Origin of the sequence: Winogradskyella immobilis, assembly GCF_021887715.1 — a bacterium.
Taxonomy (GTDB): domain Bacteria; phylum Bacteroidota; class Bacteroidia; order Flavobacteriales; family Flavobacteriaceae; genus Winogradskyella; species Winogradskyella immobilis.
The window spans coordinates 25,456-50,460 of sequence record NZ_JAIQXX010000020.1 but is presented as its reverse complement, the minus strand read 5'-3'; the positions used below and the strand labels follow the sequence as shown (position 1 = coordinate 50,460).

Below are 25,005 nucleotides of genomic sequence, written 5' to 3'. Positions count from 1 at the left end.
TGGTTATTAAAATTGAATCGCATACCGATAGCCGTGGTCGTGATAAATACAATATGAAATTATCTGATAGACGTGCTAAATCTACTAGAGATTATATCTTGTCTAGAGGTATTGCTGAAAATAGAATTGAATCTGCCATTGGATATGGCGAATCGCAATTGCTTAACAAATGTTCTAATGGGGTAAAATGTACCAAAGATGAACATCAAAAGAATAGAAGATCGTACTTCTATATCTTAAAACAATAAAAAACATACTCTATATATAAAAAAGGCCTTCTAATTAGAAGGTCTTTTTTTATGGTATAATGTAAAAGCTATTCCTTTTTATATTTACTTATTGAAGTGCTTGCTTTAAAACGGTTATAGGGTGCAATGCTACTTTACGTGTACCATCTTTAATTTGATGTCTGCAACTTGTGCCATTAGCAGAAATAATGGTATCTATTGAAGCTTTGCGTACTGCTGGAAATAACGTTTGCTCTCCGATCTGCATGCTTACACTATAATGTTCTTTTTCGTAACCAAAGCTACCAGCCATACCGCAACAACCACTTGGTATAATGGTTACTTTATAATTTTTAGGAAGGTTTAAAATATCGAAACTCGATTTTTGATTACGCAATGCTTTTTGATGGCAATGCCCATGAAATTTAATAGTTTTAGCTTCTTCTGTAAACTGCTCTGAAGTAATATTCCCTAATTCAATTTCTTGCTGAATAAACTCTTCTATCAAAAACGTATGTTTTGCTATTTGTTTTGCAGAATCTTTATCATCTGCTAATCGTATATACTCATCTTTAAATGTTAAAATCGCAGAAGGTTCAATCCCAATTAAAGGAGTTTCTTTAGTAATTATATCTTTAAAAATAGAAATATTTTTATTGGCGAATTGTTTTGCTTCATCTAAAAACCCTTTAGATAAATAGCTCCTACCACTTTCTTCATGATGAATAAATTCAAACTTATAATTTAATGATGTCAATAAAATTGCTGCATCAATAGCTATTTCAGATTCTAAATAGTTTGTAAATTCATCTACAAATAAATATACCGTCTTAATCGGATTATTAAGCGGATCTATTTGCCCATTTATATATTCTGAATAATGACTTGCAAATGCTTTTGAAATTTTTGGTAAGCTACGTTTAGAATGGATACCTAATACTTTTTTGATAACCCTAGAGCTTAATTTGTTTTGAAAAAGCGCATTATAAAATTTTGGAGCTTTAGAAGCTATTTTATTATATTTTGTTGATTTTGCAAAAAAATTATCTTTAAACTTAAATCCGTTTACCTTTTGGTATTGATACTGAAATTCTGCTTTTAAAGTGGCTACATCAACACTACTTGGGCATTCACTAGCGCAAGCTTTACAACTTAAACACAAATCAAAAACGTCTTTTAAGACTTTAGAATCGAATTTATTCGTTTTTTCTGAATGTGTTAAAATTTCACGAAGTGCATTTGCTCTAGCCCTAGTGGTATCCTTTTCATTTTTTGTAGCTCTATAACTGGGGCACATCGTTCCGCCAAACTCTGGTAGTTTTCTACAATCTCCCGATCCATTACATTTTTCTGCTTCGCGCAAAATACCATCAGATGCTGAAAAATCAAAAAGCGTGCTTATTTCTGGTTCTTTTCTATCAATCTTGTAACGTAAATTCTGATCCATCGGATAAGCATCTATAATCTTACCTGAGTTAAATATATTATTAGGATCAAAAGCGGACTTTATCTGTTTTAATACTTTATAATTTTCTTCACCAATCATTAATGGAATAAACTCAGCTCTAACAATACCATCTCCATGTTCTCCAGACATTGAGCCTTTGTATTTTTTAACTAAATGCGCTATATCTGTTGTAATTTTTCTAAATAGTTTTACATCTTCATTCTGTTTTAGATTGAGTATTGGCCTTAAATGTAATTCACCCGCACCAGCGTGCGCATAGTATACTACTTTTTGCTTGTAACGTTTCATCAAAGTAGTAAACTCGCTTATATAACTTGATAAATCTTCTAGTGCTACAGCTGTATCTTCTATACAAGCTACTGCTTTTTTATCTCCAATGATATTTCCTAACAAGCCTAAACCTGCTTTACGTAATTCCATTGCTTTAAATATATTATTTGCTCTTAAAACAGGGAAAGCATAAGCTAAATTAAGTTCAGCAACTGTTTTTAAAAATGCTCTTATTTCTGTTTGAAGCTCAGATTCTGAATGCGCTTTTAACTCGCACATTAATATAGCTGCAGGCTCACCTTCAATAAAAACTCTATTTTCTTGCTGTGTTTTATTATGTTTTGTTAAATCTAGAATTGTACGATCTAACATTTCGCACGTATGCAAATTATGTTTCATTACTGTGCTTACAGATTTTAAGCACGCTTCAATAGTTTTAAAATGTAATATAATTATAGCATTTTCATTTGGTGGCAAATCATCTAGTTGTAATATAATTTCTGTTGTAAAAGCTAGAGTGCCTTCGCTTCCAGATAATAGCTTGCACATATTAAAGTCAACAGGCTCATCAGAAAATGTAGAACTCTTAATTAATTCATCTATGGCATAGCCTGTATTTCTTCTATGTATGTTTGGCTTTGGAAACTGTTTTTTAATATTATTTTGAATGTCTTCAGAAATTAAGGCATCATAAATCGTTTTGTATACATAACCTTCAGTATCCTCTTGTTTACATTTTAAATGAAATTCATTAGCATTTAAGCTCTTAAATATCACTTCACTTCCATCACTTAATAGCGTTTTTAATTCAATAACTTTATCTCTTGTTACACCGTATTGAATTGACGTAGTCCCTGATGAATTGTTACCAACCATACCTCCAATCATACACCTATTAGATGTTGATGTATCAGGGCCAAAAAATAAGCCGTAAGGCTTTAAATAATTATTAAGCGCATCTCTAATAACACCTGGCTGAACTTTAACTGTTTTTTTTAAAGTATTAACCTCTATAATTTTTGTAAAATGTTTAGAAACATCTACAACGATGCCCTCGCCTACACATTGCCCAGCTAAAGAAGTACCTGCTGTTCTTGGTATTAAAGAGGTATGATTCTCTTTTGCGAAACCGATAAGCTTCTTAATATCATCTATGGTTTTTGGTATTGCAACTGCTTGTGGTAACATACGATACACTGAGGCATCAGTTGCATAAAGACCGCGCATTAAATCATCGAAATAAAGTTCTCCTGTTAACTGAGACTCTAATTCGGTGAATGCAATACTTAAACTCATTTATAAAAAATCTGTTTATAAAACTATGAAGAAATATATTATAAATTTAGTTTTGGCGTTATTTTTGTAAATATTAATCGAATCAATAAAAAACGAAATACAATGAAAAAATTATTTTTAGGAGCAATCGCCATTTTTGGCTTTGTAACATTTTCTAATGCACAATTGTTTGAAGATAATGCCATAGGTTTACGACTTGGCGATAGTGATGGCTTTGGAGCAGAAATCTCATATCAACGTGCTTTAAATAGCGAAAATCGATTAGAGATTGATTTAGGCTGGAGAAGTGGAGACACTTTTGACGGATTTAAGCTTACTGGTCTATATCAATGGGTATGGAACATCGATGGTGGTTTTAACTGGTATGCTGGTGCTGGTGGAGGTTTAGGTACTTTTGATTTTGACGCACCAATAAATGATAGCGAAACTTTTTTCTTTATTGCCGGAGATGTTGGTATAGAATATAATTTTGATATTCCGTTATTATTATCTTTAGATTTTAGGCCCGAAATTGGTTTTGGAGATTTTAATGACGATTTAGACTTTGATATTGCATTAAGTATACGATATCAATTTTAATAACGGTATTATAAAAACTAAAAAACCATCTCTTATTGAGATGGTTTTTTGTTAAAGTTAGATTGAAATTATTTATGAGTTATTAAATAATTTTTGAGTGTGCTTTGATAAATTGTTTCGTATTTCGGCACTATATTATGAATATCGAAATTACGTGATTGCGTTTTTGCATTTGCTTTAAACGTTTTTAAAACATCTAAATCCTTAATTATTTTTATAGCATTTTGCGTCATATCATCGATATCACCAACATCACTTAAATACCCTGAATATCCATGTATATTTACTTCGGGTAATCCTCCAGAATTTGTAGATATAACTGGCACTCCAGAAGCCATAGCTTCTAAAGCTACTAGTCCAAAACTTTCCGTTTTTGAAGGTAATAGAAATAAATCGCTAAAACATAAAATACGATCTATCTCATTACTATTCCCAAAAAATACAATGCGATCACTAATACCATAGTTCTTTGCTAATTTTTCTGCATTCTCCTTTTCTGGACCTTCACCTACCATCATTAATTTAGCAGGGATTAGTTTTTGGATATTATTAAAAATCTTAATAACATCTGGTATATTTTTTACTTCTCTAAAATTACTGATATGGGTTATTATACGTTCATTTTCCTCAGCCATAGCGCTACGCTTGCAATCTGTAAAATTAGTTTGATGCTTATCTAAATCTATAAAATTAGGGATAACATCAATCGTCTTTTTAATATTAAAAAGACGTAACGTATCTTGCTTTAAATCTTCAGAAACTGAAGTCACAGCATCAGACTTATTAATGCTAAATGTTACCGCTGGTTTATAAAATGGATGACTACCAACTAATGTAATATCTGTTCCGTGTAAAGTAGTTACAATAGGCACCAAAATTCCTTCATCTTTTAACATTTGTTGTGCCATATAAGCTGCATAAGCATGAGGAATAGCGTAGTGTACATGTAATAATTCTATACCATGAAGCTTTACCATATCAAGTAATTTGCTCGATAAGGCCAACTCATAAGGTTGGTAATGAAATAAAGGATATTCTGGAACATGTACCTCATGAAAATGTACATTATTAGTCAATAACTCTAAACGAACAGGTTGTTTATAAGTGATAAAATGAATTTCGTGCCCACGTTTAGAAAGTTCTAATCCTAATTCTGTAGCCACAACTCCACTTCCTCCAAATGTTGGGTAACATACAATTCCTATTTTCATTTTAAGCTCTAAATTTTAATGATGGTTAAAGTTAGTTAAGTTTAATAATATTAGTCTATAATAGCCTCATAAATTAGGCGTTGAATTTCAGTTCTAATATTTTCGCGCAGCAATAAATTTTTTCCAGCTACAGGATGTGTTCTATTTGCTAAAAACACATATACTATTTCTTCTTCTGGGTCTGCCCAAGCATATGTTCCGGTAAAACCAGAATGCCCAAAACTAGTCATAGATAAACATCCGCAAGTCGATCCTTCATCGCCTAATTGGGGTTTATCAAAACCTACACCACGTCTATTATTTTTATGGCAATAGTAACATTTATTAAATTTATCTATAGTTTCAGATTTAAAATAGCGTTTACCACCATAAAATCCTTTCTGTAAATACATTTGCATAATTTTAGCTACATCATTAGCATTACTAAAAACACCTGCATGTCCGCCAACTCCACCTTGCATTGCTGCACCCATATCGTGTACATAACCATGTACTTCTTGAAAACGGTAATAGTCATCAACTTCTGTAGGTACAATATCTTTTAAACTAAATTTATCTCTAGGTTTATAAGTTGTATAATTAGCTCCTAAAGATTGATAGAAATGATCTTGGACTAATTCATCTAAACCTTTGCCATAATGTTTCTCAATGTATTTCTTTAATATATAGTATGGTAAATCACTATAACGGTATCTCAACCTGGAGAGCAAATCAGATTCTACAATAATATCTTGAATAGAATCTTGATACTCTTCTTTCATAAAAAGTGTATTGGTAACTTCTACATTATAATCACCTTCTTTTTTTGATCGGTATAATGTTTTTGATGGTTTTTTTGTGATTGAATCTAACGTTTTTATATAGAAAGGAATCCAAGGTTTCAATTTTGCATAATGCGAAAGCATTTTTTTTATTGTTACACTTTCTTTATTACTGCCTTTATAACTCGGTAAAAGCGATGATAAAGTAGAATTTAGAGTTATTGCTTTTTCTTCCTCTAGCTCCATTATTAAAGGTAATGTTGCTAAAATTTTAGTTAAAGATGCAACGTCATAAACATCATTAAACTCTATTTTATTTTTGTTATCATAACGATGAGCTCCAAAGTTTTTATTATAAATCACTTTCCCTTTTCTAGCTACTAATAGCTGCAACCCTGGTGTCATTTTTTTATTTACTGCATAATTAGCTACAGAATCTATTTTTTCTAACAACTTAGTGTCAATACCTACATCTTCAGGCAATCCATAACTAAGGTTATTTAGCGCATTATAATTTAAACCATCACCTGCTTTAAAGGAGGTTCCTCCAGATACTGGTAATGTACCTCTAGCCCCAATTGCTCCAAATATTAATTGTGCAGATTTCTGTTGTGCAATTTCACTGTTTTGATAGCTTACGACAATAGCTTCAATATTCTCCTCAGATTTAAAATCTAATAACGCATAAGGTCGAGCAAAAACATCTAGAATGACCGTGTTTGTTCTTGCTATTTCGTACAACCATGTTAATTCTCTTGTTGAGAATTTATAGCCTTTCCAAGGGTTTTCATTAGATTTATGAAAACCAACAACTACGGTATTATAATTTTGAAGTTTAGAGATAAGTTCATCTAGCTTATTTGCTTTTATTTCATGAACCTTAGTGTATTTTTTTAACTCATCTAAAAAATCTGATCCTTTATCATCTCCTAAAGCAACATAAGCTACTTTTTTAGTTTCCAAATTTCGAATTGGCAAAAGTTCATTCTTGTTTTTTACTACAGTTATGGCTTCTTCCATAAGCTGACCATACAATACATCATCTTTAATACGATTAATATCTTTATCAATATTGATAAGACTAAGCGGCTTATAATTATGAAGTCCAACTTTATATTTAGCCATTAAAATTTTCTTTACTGAATGTGCTAAACGTTCTTCAGTAATGTCTTCATCTTCTACGGCTTTACTAATTCTATCGATACCACCGGAAACATCAAGCGACATTAACATTACATCATTTCCGGCTTTAAAAGCAGCTAAATCTATTTCACCACGTTTAGAACCTTCTACAGTAGGCTCAATAAACTCAGATACACCTTTCATGGTTAACGCATCCGTAAAAATCAACCCTTTAAACCCCAAGCGTTCTTTTAAAATATCTGTAATAATATACTCTGATAATGAAGAAGGTCTTCCGTTCTGTTGTTCTAATCCTGGTACATTTAAATGTGCTACCATAACACTAGACAAACCCTCTTTTATTAATTTTCTATAAGGATATAATTCAATAGAATCTATACGTTTTTCATTAAATAAAATTGTAGGTAATGTTTTATGAGAATCACTATCTGTATCTCCATGGCCTGGAAAATGTTTAGCATTGGCCAACACACCTGCATCTTGCATGCCTTTCATAAATGCTGATGCCTTTTCGGTGACATTATCTCTATCTTCACCAAAAGAGCGATTACCTATAATTGGGTTATTAGGATTTGTATTTATGTCTACAACAGGAGCAAAATTAAAATGTACACCTACACGTTTACAATGTTCTCCTATTTGATACCCTGTTTGTTCTATTAATTTATTATTAGAGACTGCGCCAAGTGTCATATTCCACGGAAAAGCATAGGTAGAATCTAATCGCATACTTAAACCCCATTCAGCATCCATACCAACAAGTAATGGTATTTTAGAAATGGCTTGTAATTTGTTATTTAATTTGGCTTGCCGACCTGGACCTCCTTTAGAATATATAACACCTCCAATTTCTTGATTGCGTATAAGGCTAGATATTTCATTTTCATGTTTAACTCCTTGCTCTGAGAATACTTGCACCATAAATAATTGACCTACACGTTGTTTTAAAGACATACTATCATACAAGCTATCAACCCATTTTTGTTGTGCTTCAATGTCTTCGGATAACAAAGGATTAGGAGTTTCATTTTGAGCGTAAGTGGTCTGAAAACCTATAAATAAAAAGATGAGGGCAATGTAACGCATTAGTGTTTTTTTGGCTTTATAATCAATATAACGAATACTATGCCAAATTAGCACAATTAACAAGAAGTAAAAAAGACTTTAAGATAGATTTATAAAGACTTTAATTAACAACTAATAAATCTGAAGCCTATTAAATCTTAATCCATAAGATCTATATGACGATCGTGATAACCTAATAAATATAAAATACCATCTAACCCTATACTAGATATAGAGTTTTGGGCATTATCTTTAACTTTGGGTTTCGCATGAAAAGCAATGCCTAAGCCTGCTAAATCTAGCATCGGGAGATCATTAGCTCCATCTCCTACTGCTATAGTTTGATTGATATCTATCTTTTCTTTTTCTGCGATGACCTTAAGATACTCTGCTTTTTTATCTCCATCCACAATATCTCCAAGATAACCACCTGTAAGTATGCCATCTTTTATTTCTAATTGATTGGCATATACATAATCGATATCTAGCTTTTTTTGTAAATAATTCCCAAAATATGCGAAACCGCCAGAGAGAATTGCTGTTTTAAAACCGTATTGATGTAAGGTATCTATAAGGCGTTTTGCTCCCTTTGTAATCGGTAGATTAACAGCTATATTATGTAGTTTTTCTTCTGATAAACCTTTAAGAAGTTGCATACGTTGTTTAAAGCTTTCTTTAAAATCTATTTCTCCTTGCATTGCAGCTTCAGTAATAGCTTTTACCTGTTTACCAACGCCAGCTAATTCTGCCAATTCATCAATAACTTCTGTTTGTATGAGTGTTGAATCCATATCAAAACAAACTAAGCGTCGATTACGCCTAAAAATATTATCTTCCTGAAATGCTATATCTACATCTAAAAGTCTTGAAATTTCTAATATCTGTTTGGTAAATTCACGTTTGTTTTTCAATTTTCCTCTAATAGATAATTGAATAGACGCTCTAGGATACTCTTCTGATTTAATTAAAGATGTTCTGCCTGTTAAACGTTTTATAGAATCAATATTCAAATTTTTATCTGATATTAATTTGGTAACATCAGAGATTTGCTTAGCTGTTAATTTCTCTCCTAAAATGGTTATGATATAACGGTCTTTGCCTTGAAGCCCTACCCAATTTTCGTAATCTTCATGAGAAATTGGAGTAAATTTAGCACTGATTTCTAATTCGTAAGATTTAAATAATAAATCTTTTAAAACTGCAGCAGATTTTTCACCAGAACTTATCTGGAATAATATTCCTAGAGATAAAGTATCGTGAATATTAGCTTGACCAATATCTAAAACTTTGGCATCGTACTCAGATAAAACTTTAGTTAAATTAGACGTTAATCCTGGTTTATCTTGCCCAGAAATATTCATTAAAAAGATATCAGTACCGTCCATTATATGCTTACGAATTCTATAAGAGTAAAAATGGGTATTCTAATTGAGAAATAAAAATTATTTGAAATGCGAAATTTATAATTATTCGGGTATAAATTAATAATACCGTAAAATTATTAATTAATAAAGCGGCTATGCCAGCTTTCACTAGCTGGAACTTCCCAATTTTCTTTAAACTCAGCAATATTGGTTACTAAGTTGTTAAATACAATTGTATTTTTAGATACCGCTTTTTGTTTTGCCATTTTTTTGAAATCTAAAAGCGGTTTATAAGCAATATATTCTCCTTGCTTATAAGATACATTCATCTTATCCATTAAATCTACATTGTATTCTTTTTCTAAATTTTGAATAAAATGAACAGATGCGTCAATTGAACAACCCGTAGCCGAATTTAAATTTTGATTTAATGCGAGTATGACAAATCGTTTATAGACTATTTTAAAACCTGCTTGTAAGTCTTGCCCATGCGCAGTCCAAGCTTCTATGAATTCAGCTAATTTTCCTTCAATTTCAGAGATTTCATTTTCTGTAAAAGAGCGACTGGCTTGGTATATCCAAACTCTAGATTCATCAGGTAATGTATCAAAATTTACTAGCATAAATGTTATTATTTCAGAAATCAAAAATAAAGATTTACATCCAATCTTTATCTTCTGATTCTATTTTATACAATAAATAGTTTTTAATATTTAAAGCAGTCGTCATGTCAATATGTGGAATATTTAAATCTTTAGATGCAGAATGCATTTCTACTGTTGCTAGACCTCTACGACGTTGAAAAATGCTTTGTGTTAAGGTTACAGCTTGTATTTTAGAAATCTCCAAGAAACTTGTTGTTGTATTAATAAGCGCTCCGCCTCCTACTACTACATATTTATCATCGATACTATAGTAGAGTTTCTTATATGTAAAATAAGTGTTATAGGCTAATAATGCTACTATAGGAACATTTATCAAGTATAAATAAGGTGGTGCGAATATTAAAAAACCATTAATAATTAATAACGGAATTAAGCTTATTATTATAACTCTGTATATAATATAAGAATTTGGTTTATGGTTTTCTACTAATGGCAGAGCTTTAGGGTAAAAACGCTCTAGAAGCTCATCAACTTTAATTTTATTAAGCCCTATTATATTAAACTTAAGTTGCTGTTTTTTATTCATCATAGCCTGCGTAAACTTTAATTGATAAAGTCCTAATGCACGCTTAAAACGATTTGTAGTTAATGTTGTGGTTTGAAGCCTTGATGCTATAAGCCCAATATTAATTTTATTAAACAATCCTTTAGATATCTCTAAGTCATCTTTTTTTTGTTTAACTACTAAATTAAAATTTTGAATTACAGTTTTTGTTAATGAATATAAAAAAGCAAGTATTAGAATTACTATAACTATTGATACATTAAATAACAATAATGACATCAATGATTCGTCATCTAAATTAAAATTAGATTTTATTTGATTACTGATATTTAAATTTTCTATAAAATCTTTTAAATCTCTATAAGTACCAACGATAAATGCAAAGATTACAACAAAGCTTTTTAAGTGGTTTTCGGTTATGCCTTCTAACACCAATAGCTTCGTCGAAGCTTTAAAAAACACTTCTGTTTCAATTTCTATTTCTTGTCTTTCTATATTTTGATGAGATAATAATGTTTCTTTTAAAGCATTTGCTTTTTCTCTTGGTAATGCTGTAATCTCTATCTCTGTTTTTTCATCGCCAGCAGTTTCAATAGCTAAAGACACAACATTTATAATCTGCTGCAATACATTTTGTTTAATTAAAACATTCTGAATTTTAGATTTAGCAACAGAAATTTCTTCTTTATTAAATACTCCTTGTTTTAAAACAAAATGTTCTGTAGTGACATGAAACTTAAAATTTCTGTACCTTAGAATAGATAAGACAATCATAAAAACAATAAAACCTATAGCGGGTATGATAACTTTAGGGGTTGTGAAATCATAGACTTTGTCACTCCGAATATATTGTATAAAAAATGCTCCAATAATTATTATTGTACCTCTAATAAATCTATAAGTACTAACTCCAAGGTTAACAATAATTCCTTTTGCAGATTGCCGTGATGGAGTTTCAAAATTAAACGCGGTCATTTAATACCGAAGTTAAATGTGCATATTGCTTTTCTGCAATGGCATTTGGTAATCCCTTTATTGCAATATCACCACCAGACTCGCCTGCTGAATATATTTTTAAAGTCGCTAAACCTAAACGGCGTGCCATAAAAGAGCGTGTTATTTCAAGGTGTTGAATTCTATTTAGAGGTAAAGTTGTGGTGTTATTAACTATATAACCAGACGAATAGATAATATCTTTTTCTCTTAATGCATACTTGCGTTTTTTAAACCCAAGCTTATAAATAATCATTTGAGATATAGAAGCTAGTATTAGTACTACTATTATATACCAAAACACGCTATGAAATCCATCATCATCTTCAATAAAATATTTTAATACTACAAGTGCTCCTATAAAACTTAGATATGTAACTAGTACATTAATTATAATAATTGTAAAATACTTAGGAGATATAGGTTCTAATTTTAAATCTTCTAACTTGGGAAGTGTTGTTATGTCTATTTGAGAATTTGTAAACATTTGTAATAACTAATAGAATACTAACATTGCGTGTTAGCTATTAGTTCTGCAACATCAAGTACTGTTATTTTTCCTTCTTGTTCTTTAGCTTTTATACCATCAGTCATCATAGTATTGCAATATGGGCAACCCGTAGCAATAATATCTGGTGTTGTTTCTAAAGCTTGTTCGGTTCTTAAAACATTAATGTCTTTATCTCCTTTTTCAGGTTCTTTAAACATTTGTGCGCCTCCAGCACCACAACACAATGCAAAATTTTTATTTTTTTTCATTTCTACCAATGTCGCATTGGTATTTTGTAAAACATGACGTGGAGCTTCAAATTCATTATTAGCACGCCCTAAATAACAAGGGTCATGAAATGTTATGCGTTTACCTTTATACACATCACCTTTTACTGATAATCGACCTGAATCAATTAACTCTTTAATATATTGTGTATGATGTACTACATTATATGTGCCACCTAAACTAGGATATTCATTTTTTATACAATTAAAAGAATGTGGATCGCAAGTTACTATGCGCTTTACTTCGTAGGCATTTAAAACTTCTATGTTCATCATTGCTTGCATCTGAAACAAAAACTCATTCCCAGCACGCTTAGCTACATCACCTGTATTGCTTTCTTCTGGCCCAAGAACTGCAAAATCTACATTAGCATTATTTAAAAGTTTTACAAAAGCCTTAGTGATTTTCTTAGCTCTATCATCATAACTCCCTGCCGAACCTACCCAAAATAAAATTTCAGGTTGTTTACCTTCTGCCATGTAGTCTGCCATGGTTGGCACTTTTAGTTCTTCGCTCATCATTATTAGTTTATCATTTAAACACTGAACTCTATATTATTCATTAACCCAGTTTAAACGGTCTTGTTGGTTATAAGGCCAAGGCGCTCCATTGTTTTCTATATTGGTCATCATGTTATTCAACTCCATAGGTGCTGCACTTTCTTCCATCACTAAATAACGACGCATTTCCATAATAATTGACAATGGGTCTATACTTACCGGGCAAGCTTCTACACATGCATTACATGTTGTACAAGCCCAAATCTCTTCGTGCGTAATATAATCGCCTAATAGTTGCTTTCCGTCGTCTTTAAATTCGCCTTTATTGGTTTCGATATTTTTAGCAACTTCAGTTAAACGATCTCTGGTATCCATCATAATTTTACGAGGAGACAACTTTTTACCTGTTTGATTTGCTGGACATTCACTAGTACAACGTCCACATTCAGTACAGGTATATGCATTTAATAATTGAATACGATTTAAGTCCATAACATCACTAGCACCAAACTTTTCAGGATCACCTTCATCTTCTGCTGGTGCAGCAAATGGATCTGCATTTGGATCCATCATTAATTTAACCTCTTTTGTAACGGCTTCAAGATTATTAAACTGCCCTTTTAAATTTGTTCTTCCAAAATATGTGTTAGGAAATGCTAAAAGGATATGTAAATGTTTAGAAAAGTATAAGTAATTAAGGAAAATTAATATACCAACAATATGTAACCACCATGCTGAGCGTTCAATTAAATGAAGTGTTTCTGCATTATCACCAAACCATGGAGATAAGTATTGACTTATAATATTCCCTGTTTCTAGACTCTGAAATGTAGTGTCTGTAGCATTCATTATAAGAAATAATGCCATTAAAACCATTTCAAAATATAAAATAAAATTACCATCGTTTTTTGGCCAACCAGACATTTCAGCACTCATAAAACGTTTAATTTTAATCACATTTCTTCGTATCCAAAATACAACTACAGTTACAAATACAAGTATAGCTAAGATTTCGAAACTTCCAATTAAAAAGCCGTAAACCTGAGCTGGCAATACATCTAAACCTATACGATGCGTACCTAAAAGACCATCAATAATGATTTCTATAACTTCAATATTTATAATAATAAAACCGATGTAAACAATAACGTGTAAAAAACCAGAGATTGGACGTTTTACCATTTTGCTTTGTCCAAGCGCAATACGCGCCATGTTTTTCCAGCGCTGTGCTTTATTATCACTAGTATCTACTTCTCGCCCCAATTTAATGTTTTGGATTATCTTTTTAATATTACGAGTAAAATAGCCAATCCCGGCGATAAGAATAACGGCAAATATTATATTTGGTAAGTAAGTCATTAAATTAGGTTTCTAATTTTTCTGGTTGTCTTCTTCGTCTTCGTAAGGAATCTCTTTTCGTGATAGTATTCTGAAATAACGTTTAGGATGCAATTTAATATCTCTTAATAATTCTTCCATCTCATTCATAGTAGCATTGAGATTATTATAGAGTGCTTCATCACTTAATAATTTACCCATAGTTCCTTCGCCTGCATTAAGGTTTTTCAAGAGAGTATTCATATTTAAAAGCGTAGTATCAAAATCGTTAATCGTTTTAGACAATTCAACTTTTTTAAGATCTTCTGATAACTCTGCAAGACTAGAACTTGTTTTATCAAAATTTTCTAGAACAGATGCGATTTTTTCATCATTCTCTTTTACAACTTCTTGAATAGAGTTTGATAAATTTCTAAATGATATTAATGTTGCTTTAAATTCTGCAACCGTAGCTTTTAAACCTGTATTTGAATCGTCTTGAATTACTGAATTTAAACTTGTCATTAACGTGTCAGCAGAACGCAATGTTTTATCTAGGTTAGTACTTAAACCTGAAAAATTATCTTTTAGAGTTGTAATTAAACCAGGTTGTACCTCAGATGCAATAAAATCACCTCTTTTAGCCAGTTCACCTTCATGAGAGTTGATAATAGCTAGGGCGTTACCTCCCATAATACCAGTCTCGTACATACGGATTAAACTGCTTTTAGAAAATTCAAATTTTGGATTTACTGAAAAAGACACTCTAGTTTTGCCTGTTTCATACATATAATTTATAGATTCTACTTTACCTATGGCATTTCCATTTACAGTAACTTGAGATGAAGTGCTTAATGCATTAAAATCAAATTCGGTGTAAAAATTGACAGTGCTAGAAAATAAGTCTTTACCTTTTAGGTAGTTGAACATGTATACAAAAAGCAGTACACCAGTAATGACTAATATTGCGGCTTTAATTTCTCTTGAGATTTTCAATGGTAATTGCTTTGATTGATAACAAAATTAGGAATTAATTTAAAATTAACCCATTTAATTCGAAGCTGATTTTAAAGCTTCATCAACACTTACTTTTTTTCCGTTTTTATAAGCCACAATAAAACAGGTGCTATAGCCTTTATTTTTAGCTTCTTCTTTTAAGGTTTTAGCTATATTATAATCTTGAGTATTTCCATAAAAGTATTTATATAAATCCCCTTGTTTTTCTCGAGTTATAGTATTTAAACCTTTAAAATTATACGATTTAGTAGCTACACGTTTTGAACTAGCAGAGATTTGTATTTTAAAATGTACATTTTTAATAATCTGAGAAGTTGTTTCTTCAGTCTCCGAATCTGTACTAACTACTGTTTTTGAGTTATCAATAACAAAACGGTCTCCTACATTTTGATCAATTTCGTTTTTATATGACAGGATAGCTTCTTTAATTGAGTTTGCCATTTTTGTCTGTCCGGCTTTAGAATTTAAATACGCTCCTTCGCGTTTATTTGTTAAAAACCCTAATTCTACTAACACACTTGGCATATATGTGTTTCTTATAACAAGTAAACTTGCCTGTTTTAATCCTCTACTTTTACGCTTAGCTACATTAACAAAATTGTCTTCAATTTTACGTGCTAAAACAATACTTTGCTCTACATAAATTTCTTGCTCTATTCCTATAGCTATTGTAGATTCTGGTGATCTTGGATCAAACCCAGCATAATTTTGTTCGTAATCTTTTTCAAGAAAAATAACTTCATTTTCTTTTTTTGCAACTTCAAAATTTCTTTGTGAATTTTTTGCTCCTAATACAAAAGTTTCTGTTCCGTAAGGTTTAGAATTACTCACCGAATTACAATGAATCGACACAAATAAGTCAGCATCTGCCTTATTTGCAATATCTGCACGCTCATGTAATTCTAGAAAAACATCTGTTTTGCGTGTATACATTACTTTAATTTTATTGTCCTTTTCTAACTCTCTCCCTAATGCTAAAACAACCTTAAGTGCAATGTCTTTTTCTTTATAACCGTTACCTAAATTCCCTGGATCTCCATCTCCATGACCAGCATCTAAAACTACTATAAATTTATCTGCAGAAGATTGTGCTTTTACTTTAGGAGTTAAACCTATACTAAAAATTACAACTAAAAATACTAATATGTAGTTTATATGCGTTTTCATAATTCATTAAACGGCTAAAAAACTGTGTTTATTACTATAAAAATTATACCGTATTTTATTTTAAATTTTAACTGCGTTAATAAAACATTCACAAAAAAATATATGTAATTTTGGCGTTTCAAAAACCGAGCCATACTTTTACAAAAATACATTTAAAAGGATTGCGTACAAATAGTCTTAAGATACTTTTAGCCCTAAGTTTTACAGTGTTTATCAACACTTTTAGCTTCGCGCAAGATATTCCTCCACCTAAAAAAGAAATAAAACCTAAGACTATAAAAAAAGATACTGTTAGGATCCCTGCTGACTCTACACTTAAAAAGTTAGTTAATCTTAAGGAACAAGATACTATTAAAAATGATTCTATAAATAAACCAAAGGAATTATTAGAGGATATAACTTATTATGATGCAGAAGGTTATGTATCCCTAAACAACAAAACTCAAAAGGTAACACTACATGATAATGCCATAGTTAAATACCTAGATATGGAAATTACGGCAGGTACCATTGTTATTGATAATAATACAAATTTAATCTACGCCGGACGCCTTAAAGATTCTACAGGTTATAGCCAAAGGCCTGTTTTTACACAAGGCCAAAATGTTATAGAGCCTGACTCTATAATTTTTAATAAAGAAACACGAAAAGCTGTTATTTTTAATTCTAGAACCGAGCAAAGTGGTTTTAATATAAAGGCACCGATTACAAAACGTGAAAATGACTCGCTCATTTTTATGAGGAATGCTAGATTAACTACTTCAGAAAATTTAGATGATCCAGAGTATGAAATTATAGTCTCAAAGTTAAAATTTGTTCCTGGCAAAAAATTAGTCTTGGGACCTTCGCATATGGAAATATTTGGTGTGCCTACACCTATTGCGCTCCCCTTTGCTTTTGCACCATTAAATACCGACTCTAAAGGGCAATCTGGAGTTATATTTCCGACTTTTGGAGATGATGTCGGAAACGATCGTGGGTATAATATCCAAAATGGTGGTTATTATTTTGCCATTAGCGATTATGTAGATTTAGCGGTTTTGGGAGATTATTATACTAATGGTAGTTACGGTTTACGTCTAGAAAGTAATTATGCTAATCGTTATAGATTTAATGGTAATTTTAGTTTTAGGTATGAAAACTTATTAAATAGCGAAAGAGGTTTTCCTGATTTTTCTCAAAATACGATATATAATATTCGTTGGACGCATTCACAAGACCCTAAGGCAAGTCCTAATTCTAGATTCTCGGCATCGGTTAACTTAGGAAGTAGTCAGTTTTTTCAACAATCTGTAAATCAACTAAATACTAATCAGTTTTTAAATAACACATTATCATCTTCAGTTTCTTATTCAAAAACATTTGAAGGAGAACCGCAAGTTAACGTTAGCTTAACTGCAACACATACCCAAAATAGTCAGACAGAACAGATTGATTTAACATTACCTACATTCCAAACCTCTGTCGGTCGTGTTTTTCCATTTGCTCCTAAAAATGGTACTAAAAAAGGAATTCTTCAGAATATAAATTTTCAATACAACTCTAGAGGTGAATATCGCATTTCCACTACAGATTCTTTATTTGGTACTAGTGCCATGTTTGATGATGCATTAGCAGGCATACAACATACAATACCTATAACAACTAACTTTAAGTTGTTTAAACATTTTAGTGTTAGTGCTAGTAGTAATTATCAAGAGAATTGGACATTAAATACCATAAATCGTTTTTTTGATCAAGCTACTCAAGAAATAGTTACAACAGATGTTAATGGTTTTGATAGCTTTAGAACTTATAATTTTAGTACTAGTATTGGGACTACTATTTATGGCCTCTATGATTTTGAAAGAGAAGGCAAAAACCCTTTAGTTCAAAAAATAAGGCATGTTATTAGACCCGCTTTAACTTATACGTTGAGTCCTGCTTTTGATCAATTTTATGAAACTTTTGAAATTGTTGATGCTGACGGAACCACAACTGATGAAGTTGAGTTTACACGTTTTGAACGGTCATTATTCGGCGCTCCTAGTAATCGATTGTCTAGTTCTATAGGCTTATCTATAGGTAATAATATAGAAGCAAAAGTCCGTTCTAAAGATTCGACTGACGCAGAACCAAAAAAAATTATTTTATTAAACAATCTTAATTTTTCTACTAGCTACGATATTGCTGCAGATTCTTTGCAATTAGCTCCTGTTAGAATGAGTGGCGGCACTCAAATTCTTAACAATAAAATGAATATTAATTTTTCTGCAACTCTAGATCCATACGCGCTAGACAATAACAACAATAAGATTAATACATTTAATATTAATAATGGCGGGAGCCTGTTTAGACTAACATCTGCCAATGCTAATATTAGTTATTCGTTAAGCAACAAAACATTTAGTAAAGGTAACAAGGATGATGAAGAGGAAGAAGAATCTGAAGCAGAACGACGTGCCAGAGAAGAGTCGATACGTTCTGGTGGACGTGCCGATGATTTATTTGGTGTTTCTCAAGATTTTTCTAATCAAATTATACGTAATAATGGTAGAGATAATCCTGATGAAAAAGATGAAAAACAAGAGTTTTATAATTATAAAATACCGTGGAGGCTAAATTTAGCTTATGCTGTTAATTACACTAATGTGCGTAGAGAAGATAGAATTTCTTCGCATTCACTTATGTTCTCTGGTGATATTGAACTTTCCCCAAAATGGTCAGTAGGTGCATCTTCTGGTTACGATTTATTAAATAAAGGGGTTACGTTTACACAACTACGTTTTGAACGTGATTTGCTGAGTTGGCGTATGAATTTTACATGGGTACCACTTAGCGATCGAGCTTCATGGAATTTCTTTATTGGTATAAAATCTAATTTCTTACAAGATTTAAAGTATGAGCAACGTCGTAGACCAGATCAACGTATAGGCAATTAAATATAAATTTTAATAAAAGATGAAAACAATAATCAACACTTCAAAAGCTCCTGCCCCAATTGGCCCTTATAATCAAGCTGTTTTAACAGGAAATACATTATATACTTCTGGACAAATTGCTCTAGATCCCAATACTATGGAATTGGTATTAGATGATATAGAAACAGAAACCAGACAAGTAATGGAGAACATGAAAGCTGTTTTAGAAGCTGCCGATATGACTTTTGAAAACGTTATTAAAACCTCTATATTTATTAGTGATATGAATAACTTTGGGCAAATCAATGTTATTTATGGAAGTTATTTTGATGAAGCTACTGCACCTGCAAGAGAAACGGTACAAGTAGCCAGATTACCAAAATCTGTAAATGTTGAGATTAGCATGATTGCGGTTAAGTAATAATCAATATTCTTATTTGAAACTCAAAAAAGCAGAACTCAAAGATTTTTTAGATGAAAAAGTCATAGAATACAATAACCCTAAGTTTATTGAAAGTGACCCTATTCAAATTCCTCATTTATTCTCTAAAAAGGAAGATATTGAAATTTCTGGTTTTTTAACAGCTACTATCGCTTGGGGTAATCGTAAAAGTATTATCAATAATGCGAAACGAATGATGCTCCTACTCGATCATTCTCCCTACGAATTTGTAATGCAACATCAAGAAACTGATTTAAAAAAGCTTTTACCTTTTGTCCATCGCACATTTAATGGTTTTGATTTTATTCAATTTATTACCAGTTTAAAACATATCTACACAAATCATTATGGCTTAGAAACTCTGTTTGCAAAACATGCGGACACTAAATCATTACAAAACAGTATACATCATTTTAAACAAGTGTTCTTTGAAATAGAACATTTAGAACGCACAAAAAAGCATGTCAGTGATCCTCTCAAAAATTCTGCAGCCAAACGTATTAACATGTTTTTACGTTGGATGGTTCGTAAAGATAATAACGGTGTAGATTTTGGTATCTGGAGCACCCTTTCTCCATCGCAATTGAGTTGCCCACTAGATGTGCATTCGGGTAATGTAGCTCGAAAATTAAGTTTATTAAAACGAAAACAAAATGATGGCAAAGCATTATTAGAGTTAGACACTAATCTTAGAAGATTAGACAAAGACGACCCTGTTAAATACGATTTCGCGCTATTTGGTTTAGGAGTTTTTGAAGGCTTTTAAGTATATTTAGTGCTTAAAATATTCTTCTATGAAAATTAAATTTTTATTTGCTTTACTGTGTTGCTCAATTCTTAGTTTTTCTCAAGATTTAAAAATCCCTGTAGACACATCTTATGTTACCAATCATACGACAACTATAAAAGGACAGTCTATTACTTATAAGGCTATGACTGGGTTTCAACCCGTTTGGGACTCTGAAGGTTATGTTACAGCTTCTCTATATTATACTTATTATAAACGCACCAATGTAAAAGACGTTAATAAACGTCCTTTAATTATTTCCTTTAATGGTGGTCCTGGCTCTGCTTCTGTATGGATGCATGTGGCTTATACAGGTCCAAAAGTTTTAAATATCGATGACGAAGGTTACCCAATTCAACCTTATGGAGTAAAAAGCAATCCTAATTCTATTTTAGACGTCGCAGATATTGTTTATGTAAATCCAGTAAATACAGGTTACTCTCGTAAAGTAATGATGAAAGATGGCAAATATGCCGATGATAGCATGTTCTTTGGTATTAATGCAGATATAAAGTATTTAGCAAGCTGGATTAACACCTTTGTTACACGCAACAACCGTTGGGAATCACCTAAATATATCATTGGTGAAAGTTATGGAGGTACGCGTGTTATGGGGCTTGCTCTAGAGTTGCAAAATAGCCAATGGATGTATTTAAATGGTGTAATCATGGTCTCTCCTGCAGATTATAAGGTGTTACGAACTGGTGGTCCTGTATCATCAAGTTTAAATTTACCTTATTATACAGCTGCAGCTTGGTATCATAAAATGTTACCTTCTGAATTACAAAGTAAAGATCTTTTAGATATTTTACCTGAAGCTGAAAATTTTGCGGTAAATGAATTAATTCCTGCAATTTCTAAAGGTGGATTTATTTCGGATGTAGAACGAAAAGCTATTGCCAAGAAAATGAGCTACTACTCAGGTTTATCTGAAAAAGTAATTTTGCAGCAAAATTTAGATGTTCCTAATCGTTTTTTTTGGAAGGAATTATTACGTGATAAAACAGGACAAACCATTGGGCGCTTAGACTCGAGATATATAGGAATAGACAAAGTAGAAACTGGCATTAGCCCAGATTATAGTGCAGAACTAACCTCTTGGTTACATTCTTTTGCTCCTGCAATTAATTATTATATAAAAAATGAATTAGGTTTTTCTACAGATGTAAAATACAATGTGTTTGGTAATGTTGGTAATTGGGATCGTAGTAATGATAATGTTCGCGATGATTTAAGACAAGCTATGGCGCAAAATCCATATTTAAAAGTATTAACACAATCTGGATATTATGACGGAGCTACGACTTATTTTGCAGCTAAATACAGTCAATGGCAAACAGATCCTAGTGGAAAATTAAAAGATCGTTTTAGTTTTAAAGGCTATCGTAGTGGACATATGATGTATTTACGCAATGAAGATCTTATAAATGCAAATGATGATTTGCGAGAATTTATAAAGCAATCTTCAGCTAATGGTAAAGCTGCTAAGTATTAAATAAAAAAGGCTTCCAATTCGGAAGCCTTTTTTATATTATTTAAAGTTTTATTACCCTTTTAGCCATGCTTTACGTAACTCTTTTTGAGCGTCAGTAGCATTTTCATCTTCTACTAAACCTTCACTTTTAGCTGTCGCTTTAGTTAACTTAGTTTCAATCTTTACTGGTTCTCCATCGCGCTCTAACTCCATTGTAATTTCTTGTCCTTCTTGCCAACTAAACATTCCGCCTATAACTTGTTGTGCGTTTGCTAATGTTAAATCTGATCCATTAACCTTTTTGATAACATCTCCTACCTTTACACCTTGAGAAGCCCAAAACGAATTTTTTAATGCTACTGGAGAAAAGAAAATAATTCCTTTACTTTGGTCAGCATCAAAAACAACATTTTGTCCTCCAGCAAATATATAATTGGTCTCCACTTCAGTTTCGCCTAATTTAAGACCTGCCATTGTAAAGAAATCGTTATAATTAATTGGCACATCACCTTCTACATGCGTCTTTAAAAATTCTCCAACACTTGGGTACGTCATTTCTGTAATCTCAGTAATTATATTATCGTCTACAAATGGTTTTTCTTTACCATAACGTGCAGATAATTCTTTCATAAGCGATAACATGCTACGTGTGCCGTTACTTTCTTTTCGCATTAATATATCAATACACATACCTATTAAAGCTCCTTTTTGATAGACATTAAAATATTCTGGCGCATATTTTTCATCAAGTACATTCTCACTCATTATTGTAAAGCTCATAGCATCATTCATACGTCTTGAAGTACTAATTTTTTGCATAACAACATTATAAAATTCATCTGCATCGACTAAACCTTCTTTAACCTGAAAGTGTTGCGCAAAGTATTCCGTAACACCTTCGTACATCCACAAATGCTTAGAAAATGTAGGTGCGTTATAATCAAAATAATGCACATCTTCAGAATGTACAGATAATGGGGTTACAATATGGAAAAACTCATGTGCTACGACATCAATCATGGATTTAGCTAAACCTTCTTTTGACGAAGCTTCTGGTAAAACAACTACTGTAGATGTATGATGCTCTAATGCCCCAAATCCTTTTGGTGATGTATCTGCTCCATCAGATAAATATAAATAGATATCATATCGCGGTGTACTATTAACATCACCTAAATAGGCTTTTTGTGCTTTCATCATATCGGACATCGTCTGTTTTAAACTTGCTGCCGTATGCGTTCCATTAGGAGAATACACACTTAATACAATTTTTATATCACCTACTAAAAACTCTTGTACATCAAGATTTCCATACATCATAGGATTGTCTGTAATATCAAAATAACGCTGTGCAAAATAACTTGTAGTAGAAGCATTACCGTCAGTAGTTGGTGCTGTTGATTTTACTTCTAATGCTGATGTACGCACAAAATCAGAAGGTGCTGTAACGTCTAATGCATATTGATTGTTTTTTAAAGAATCAAAATAGCCTATAAAACCATGAAGATTTAATACGTAATTTGTAGGTTCTATATTTGTCCCTGCTGGTGAAAATGGCTGCTCTCCTCCTATACCACCTGAAGATTCAATATCATAAGTATCATTAACATAATAGATGATTTTATCTAATTCAGTAGCGTTAGATATCGTCCAAGTATTAGCATCTACTTTATTTACGGATAACTCATTACCACTGTAATCTATAGCTTTAAAATCCTCTATATATTTACCAAAATCACTCACGGAATATGTACCTTGGACTACTTTCGGCAATCTATAAGTGACGCTTTCTTGAGAAAAACGACCAGGATTAATACTTACTGGAACTCTATCATTATCTACCTTAGTAAGATCTAATGCTGTTGCTATTGGGTTATTTGATGCTGAATCATCTTTACCTGTTTTAGCTGATCCACAACCTACTAAAACTAAACTTAAGCCTATAATGGCTATTACTTGTTTCATAATTACTATTAATTTTTCTAATGTTACAAATCTACAACTCTATTGCATTTTAACAACTAAGTATTTGTTAAAATGGCATTTACTATATTAGCCAAATGCAGCAACCTCTAATAAGTATTTTAACACCTTTTAAAGATGTATCTTTATATATAGAGGATTGCTTAACGTCTATAAAAAATCAAACTTATAGCCATTGGGAATTGCTTATTGTCGATGATCATTCTTCAGACATGTCCTACCAAATTGTTGAGAAATTTGCTAAAAAAGATTCAAGAATAAAACTTTTAAAAAACGAAGGTTTCGGTATTATTGAAGCGCTTAGAACAGCTTTTAAGCATAGTAAAGGAATATTTGTAACACGTATGGATAGTGATGATGTAATGTCAGTTGATAAGCTTGAAATTATGTCTAATCAACTCTTAGATTATGGTAAAGGTCATGTAGCTTTAGGTCTCGTTAAATATTTTAGTGCTGAAGGAATTAGCAATGGTTATGCTAAATACGAAGCATGGCTAAATCGATTGACAAAATTAGGTTTAAATTATTCTGAAATATATAAAGAATGTTCAATTGCTTCACCGTGTTGGATGATTTACAGAGAGGATTTAATAGCATGTGGTGCTTTTATACCCAACCGTTATCCTGAAGATTACGACCTAACATTTCGCTTTTATAAACATGGTTACATATGTATACCAAATGATAAAACTCTGCATCATTGGCGCGATTATAGTACCAGAACCTCTAGAACACATATACATTATGCTCAAAATTATTTTTTAGACATTAAACTCCATTATTTTTTAGAATTAGATTACGATTCCACTCGTCCATTAACTGTTTGGGGAGCCGGATTTAAGGGGAAATCTATTGCAAAAACATTAGTTAAAAAACATATTCCATTTTTTTGGATTTGTGATAATCCAAAAAAAATTGGAAAAGATATTTACGGGCAAAAACTTCTGCCTTTTGAAGTTTTAAAGGAATTTCATTTACCTCAAACCATTGTTACTGTGGCAAATGATAATGAACAACTGCAGATTAAAGACTATTTTAAAAACTTAAATATGAAATCAATGATTGATTATTTTTTCTTCTGTTAAGGGTAAAA

General features: G+C 31.6%; 19 protein-coding genes. 7 read left to right on the top strand and 12 right to left on the bottom strand.

Annotated features, from left to right (window positions below; all coding sequences use genetic code 11):
* Positions 1–248: OmpA family protein (locus K8Z87_RS12195; RefSeq protein ID WP_227477851.1), on the top strand; the 248-nt coding region annotated here is incomplete at its 5' end.
* Between the two features lie 88 nt (positions 249–336).
* Here the strand turns inward: K8Z87_RS12195 and K8Z87_RS12190 are convergent.
* Entirely contained in the window at positions 337–3,261 is a 2,925-nt protein-coding gene (locus tag K8Z87_RS12190) for an FAD-binding and (Fe-S)-binding domain-containing protein (RefSeq protein ID WP_227477850.1), read from the bottom strand.
* Positions 3,262–3,363: 102 nt separating this feature from the next.
* Here K8Z87_RS12190 and K8Z87_RS12185 point away from each other — a divergent pair, with 102 nt between their 5' ends.
* Positions 3,364–3,840, top strand: a complete 477-nt coding sequence (locus K8Z87_RS12185) for a hypothetical protein (RefSeq protein WP_227477849.1) — start codon at positions 3,364–3,366, stop codon at positions 3,838–3,840.
* A 68-nt stretch (positions 3,841–3,908) separates the two neighbouring features.
* On the opposite strand, the gene bshA is transcribed toward K8Z87_RS12185, so the two are convergent.
* From bshA to K8Z87_RS12135, 10 genes are all read right to left on the bottom strand, one after another.
* Positions 3,909–5,051, bottom strand: coding sequence for an N-acetyl-alpha-D-glucosaminyl L-malate synthase BshA (gene bshA, locus K8Z87_RS12180; RefSeq protein WP_227477848.1), 1,143 nt, complete (start codon positions 5,049–5,051; stop codon positions 3,909–3,911).
* A 50-nt stretch (positions 5,052–5,101) separates the two neighbouring features.
* Complete coding sequence (locus K8Z87_RS12175) at positions 5,102–8,041, bottom strand: glycoside hydrolase family 3 N-terminal domain-containing protein (protein ID WP_227477847.1); 2,940 nt, start codon at positions 8,039–8,041, stop codon at positions 5,102–5,104.
* A 137-nt stretch (positions 8,042–8,178) separates the two neighbouring features.
* Entirely contained in the window at positions 8,179–9,405 is a 1,227-nt protein-coding gene (serB, locus tag K8Z87_RS12170) for a phosphoserine phosphatase SerB (RefSeq protein WP_227477846.1), read from the bottom strand.
* Positions 9,406–9,521: 116 nt separating this feature from the next.
* Complete coding sequence (locus K8Z87_RS12165; RefSeq protein ID WP_227477845.1) at positions 9,522–10,007, bottom strand: ABC transporter ATPase; 486 nt, start codon at positions 10,005–10,007, stop codon at positions 9,522–9,524.
* A 34-nt stretch (positions 10,008–10,041) separates the two neighbouring features.
* A complete protein-coding gene (locus K8Z87_RS12160) occupies positions 10,042–11,529 on the bottom strand; it encodes a PH domain-containing protein (RefSeq protein ID WP_227477844.1) in 1,488 nt (495 codons plus the stop codon).
* On the bottom strand, positions 11,516–12,034 hold the full coding sequence (locus K8Z87_RS12155; RefSeq protein ID WP_227477843.1) for a PH domain-containing protein: 519 nt from the start codon (positions 12,032–12,034) through the stop codon (positions 11,516–11,518). Before K8Z87_RS12155 ends, K8Z87_RS12160 begins: the two co-directional genes overlap by 14 nt.
* A gap of 20 nt (positions 12,035–12,054) precedes the next feature.
* Entirely contained in the window at positions 12,055–12,843 is a 789-nt protein-coding gene (locus K8Z87_RS12150; protein WP_227477842.1) for a (Fe-S)-binding protein, read from the bottom strand.
* A gap of 36 nt (positions 12,844–12,879) precedes the next feature.
* Positions 12,880–14,184, bottom strand: coding sequence for a 4Fe-4S dicluster domain-containing protein (locus tag K8Z87_RS12145; protein WP_227477841.1), 1,305 nt, complete (start codon positions 14,182–14,184; stop codon positions 12,880–12,882).
* A gap of 12 nt (positions 14,185–14,196) precedes the next feature.
* Entirely contained in the window at positions 14,197–15,138 is a 942-nt protein-coding gene (locus tag K8Z87_RS12140; protein ID WP_227477840.1) for an MlaD family protein, read from the bottom strand.
* Positions 15,139–15,192: 54 nt separating this feature from the next.
* Positions 15,193–16,326: an N-acetylmuramoyl-L-alanine amidase family protein gene (locus K8Z87_RS12135; RefSeq protein WP_227477839.1), complete on the bottom strand. Its 1,134-nt coding sequence runs from the start codon at positions 16,324–16,326 to the stop codon at positions 15,193–15,195.
* A 110-nt stretch (positions 16,327–16,436) separates the two neighbouring features.
* Between K8Z87_RS12135 and K8Z87_RS12130 the strand changes: the two genes are divergently transcribed.
* Genes K8Z87_RS12130 through K8Z87_RS12115 form a run of 4 tightly spaced genes read left to right on the top strand, consistent with a single transcriptional unit; the run spans position 16,437 to position 21,950 of the window.
* Complete coding sequence (locus tag K8Z87_RS12130; protein WP_227477838.1) at positions 16,437–19,247, top strand: putative LPS assembly protein LptD; 2,811 nt, start codon at positions 16,437–16,439, stop codon at positions 19,245–19,247.
* Between the two features lie 19 nt (positions 19,248–19,266).
* Positions 19,267–19,647: a RidA family protein gene (locus K8Z87_RS12125; RefSeq protein ID WP_227477837.1), complete on the top strand. Its 381-nt coding sequence runs from the start codon at positions 19,267–19,269 to the stop codon at positions 19,645–19,647.
* A 16-nt stretch (positions 19,648–19,663) separates the two neighbouring features.
* Positions 19,664–20,434, top strand: coding sequence for a TIGR02757 family protein (locus K8Z87_RS12120; RefSeq protein WP_227477836.1), 771 nt, complete (start codon positions 19,664–19,666; stop codon positions 20,432–20,434).
* Between the two features lie 28 nt (positions 20,435–20,462).
* Positions 20,463–21,950, top strand: coding sequence for a S10 family peptidase (locus K8Z87_RS12115; protein WP_227477835.1), 1,488 nt, complete (start codon positions 20,463–20,465; stop codon positions 21,948–21,950).
* A 51-nt stretch (positions 21,951–22,001) separates the two neighbouring features.
* On the opposite strand, the gene K8Z87_RS12110 is transcribed toward K8Z87_RS12115, so the two are convergent.
* Positions 22,002–23,894: a M61 family metallopeptidase gene (locus K8Z87_RS12110; protein WP_227477834.1), complete on the bottom strand. Its 1,893-nt coding sequence runs from the start codon at positions 23,892–23,894 to the stop codon at positions 22,002–22,004.
* Between the two features lie 95 nt (positions 23,895–23,989).
* Here K8Z87_RS12110 and K8Z87_RS12105 point away from each other — a divergent pair, with 95 nt between their 5' ends.
* Entirely contained in the window at positions 23,990–24,997 is a 1,008-nt protein-coding gene (locus tag K8Z87_RS12105) for a glycosyltransferase family 2 protein (RefSeq protein ID WP_227477833.1), read from the top strand.
* Positions 24,998–25,005 lie beyond the last annotated feature (8 nt).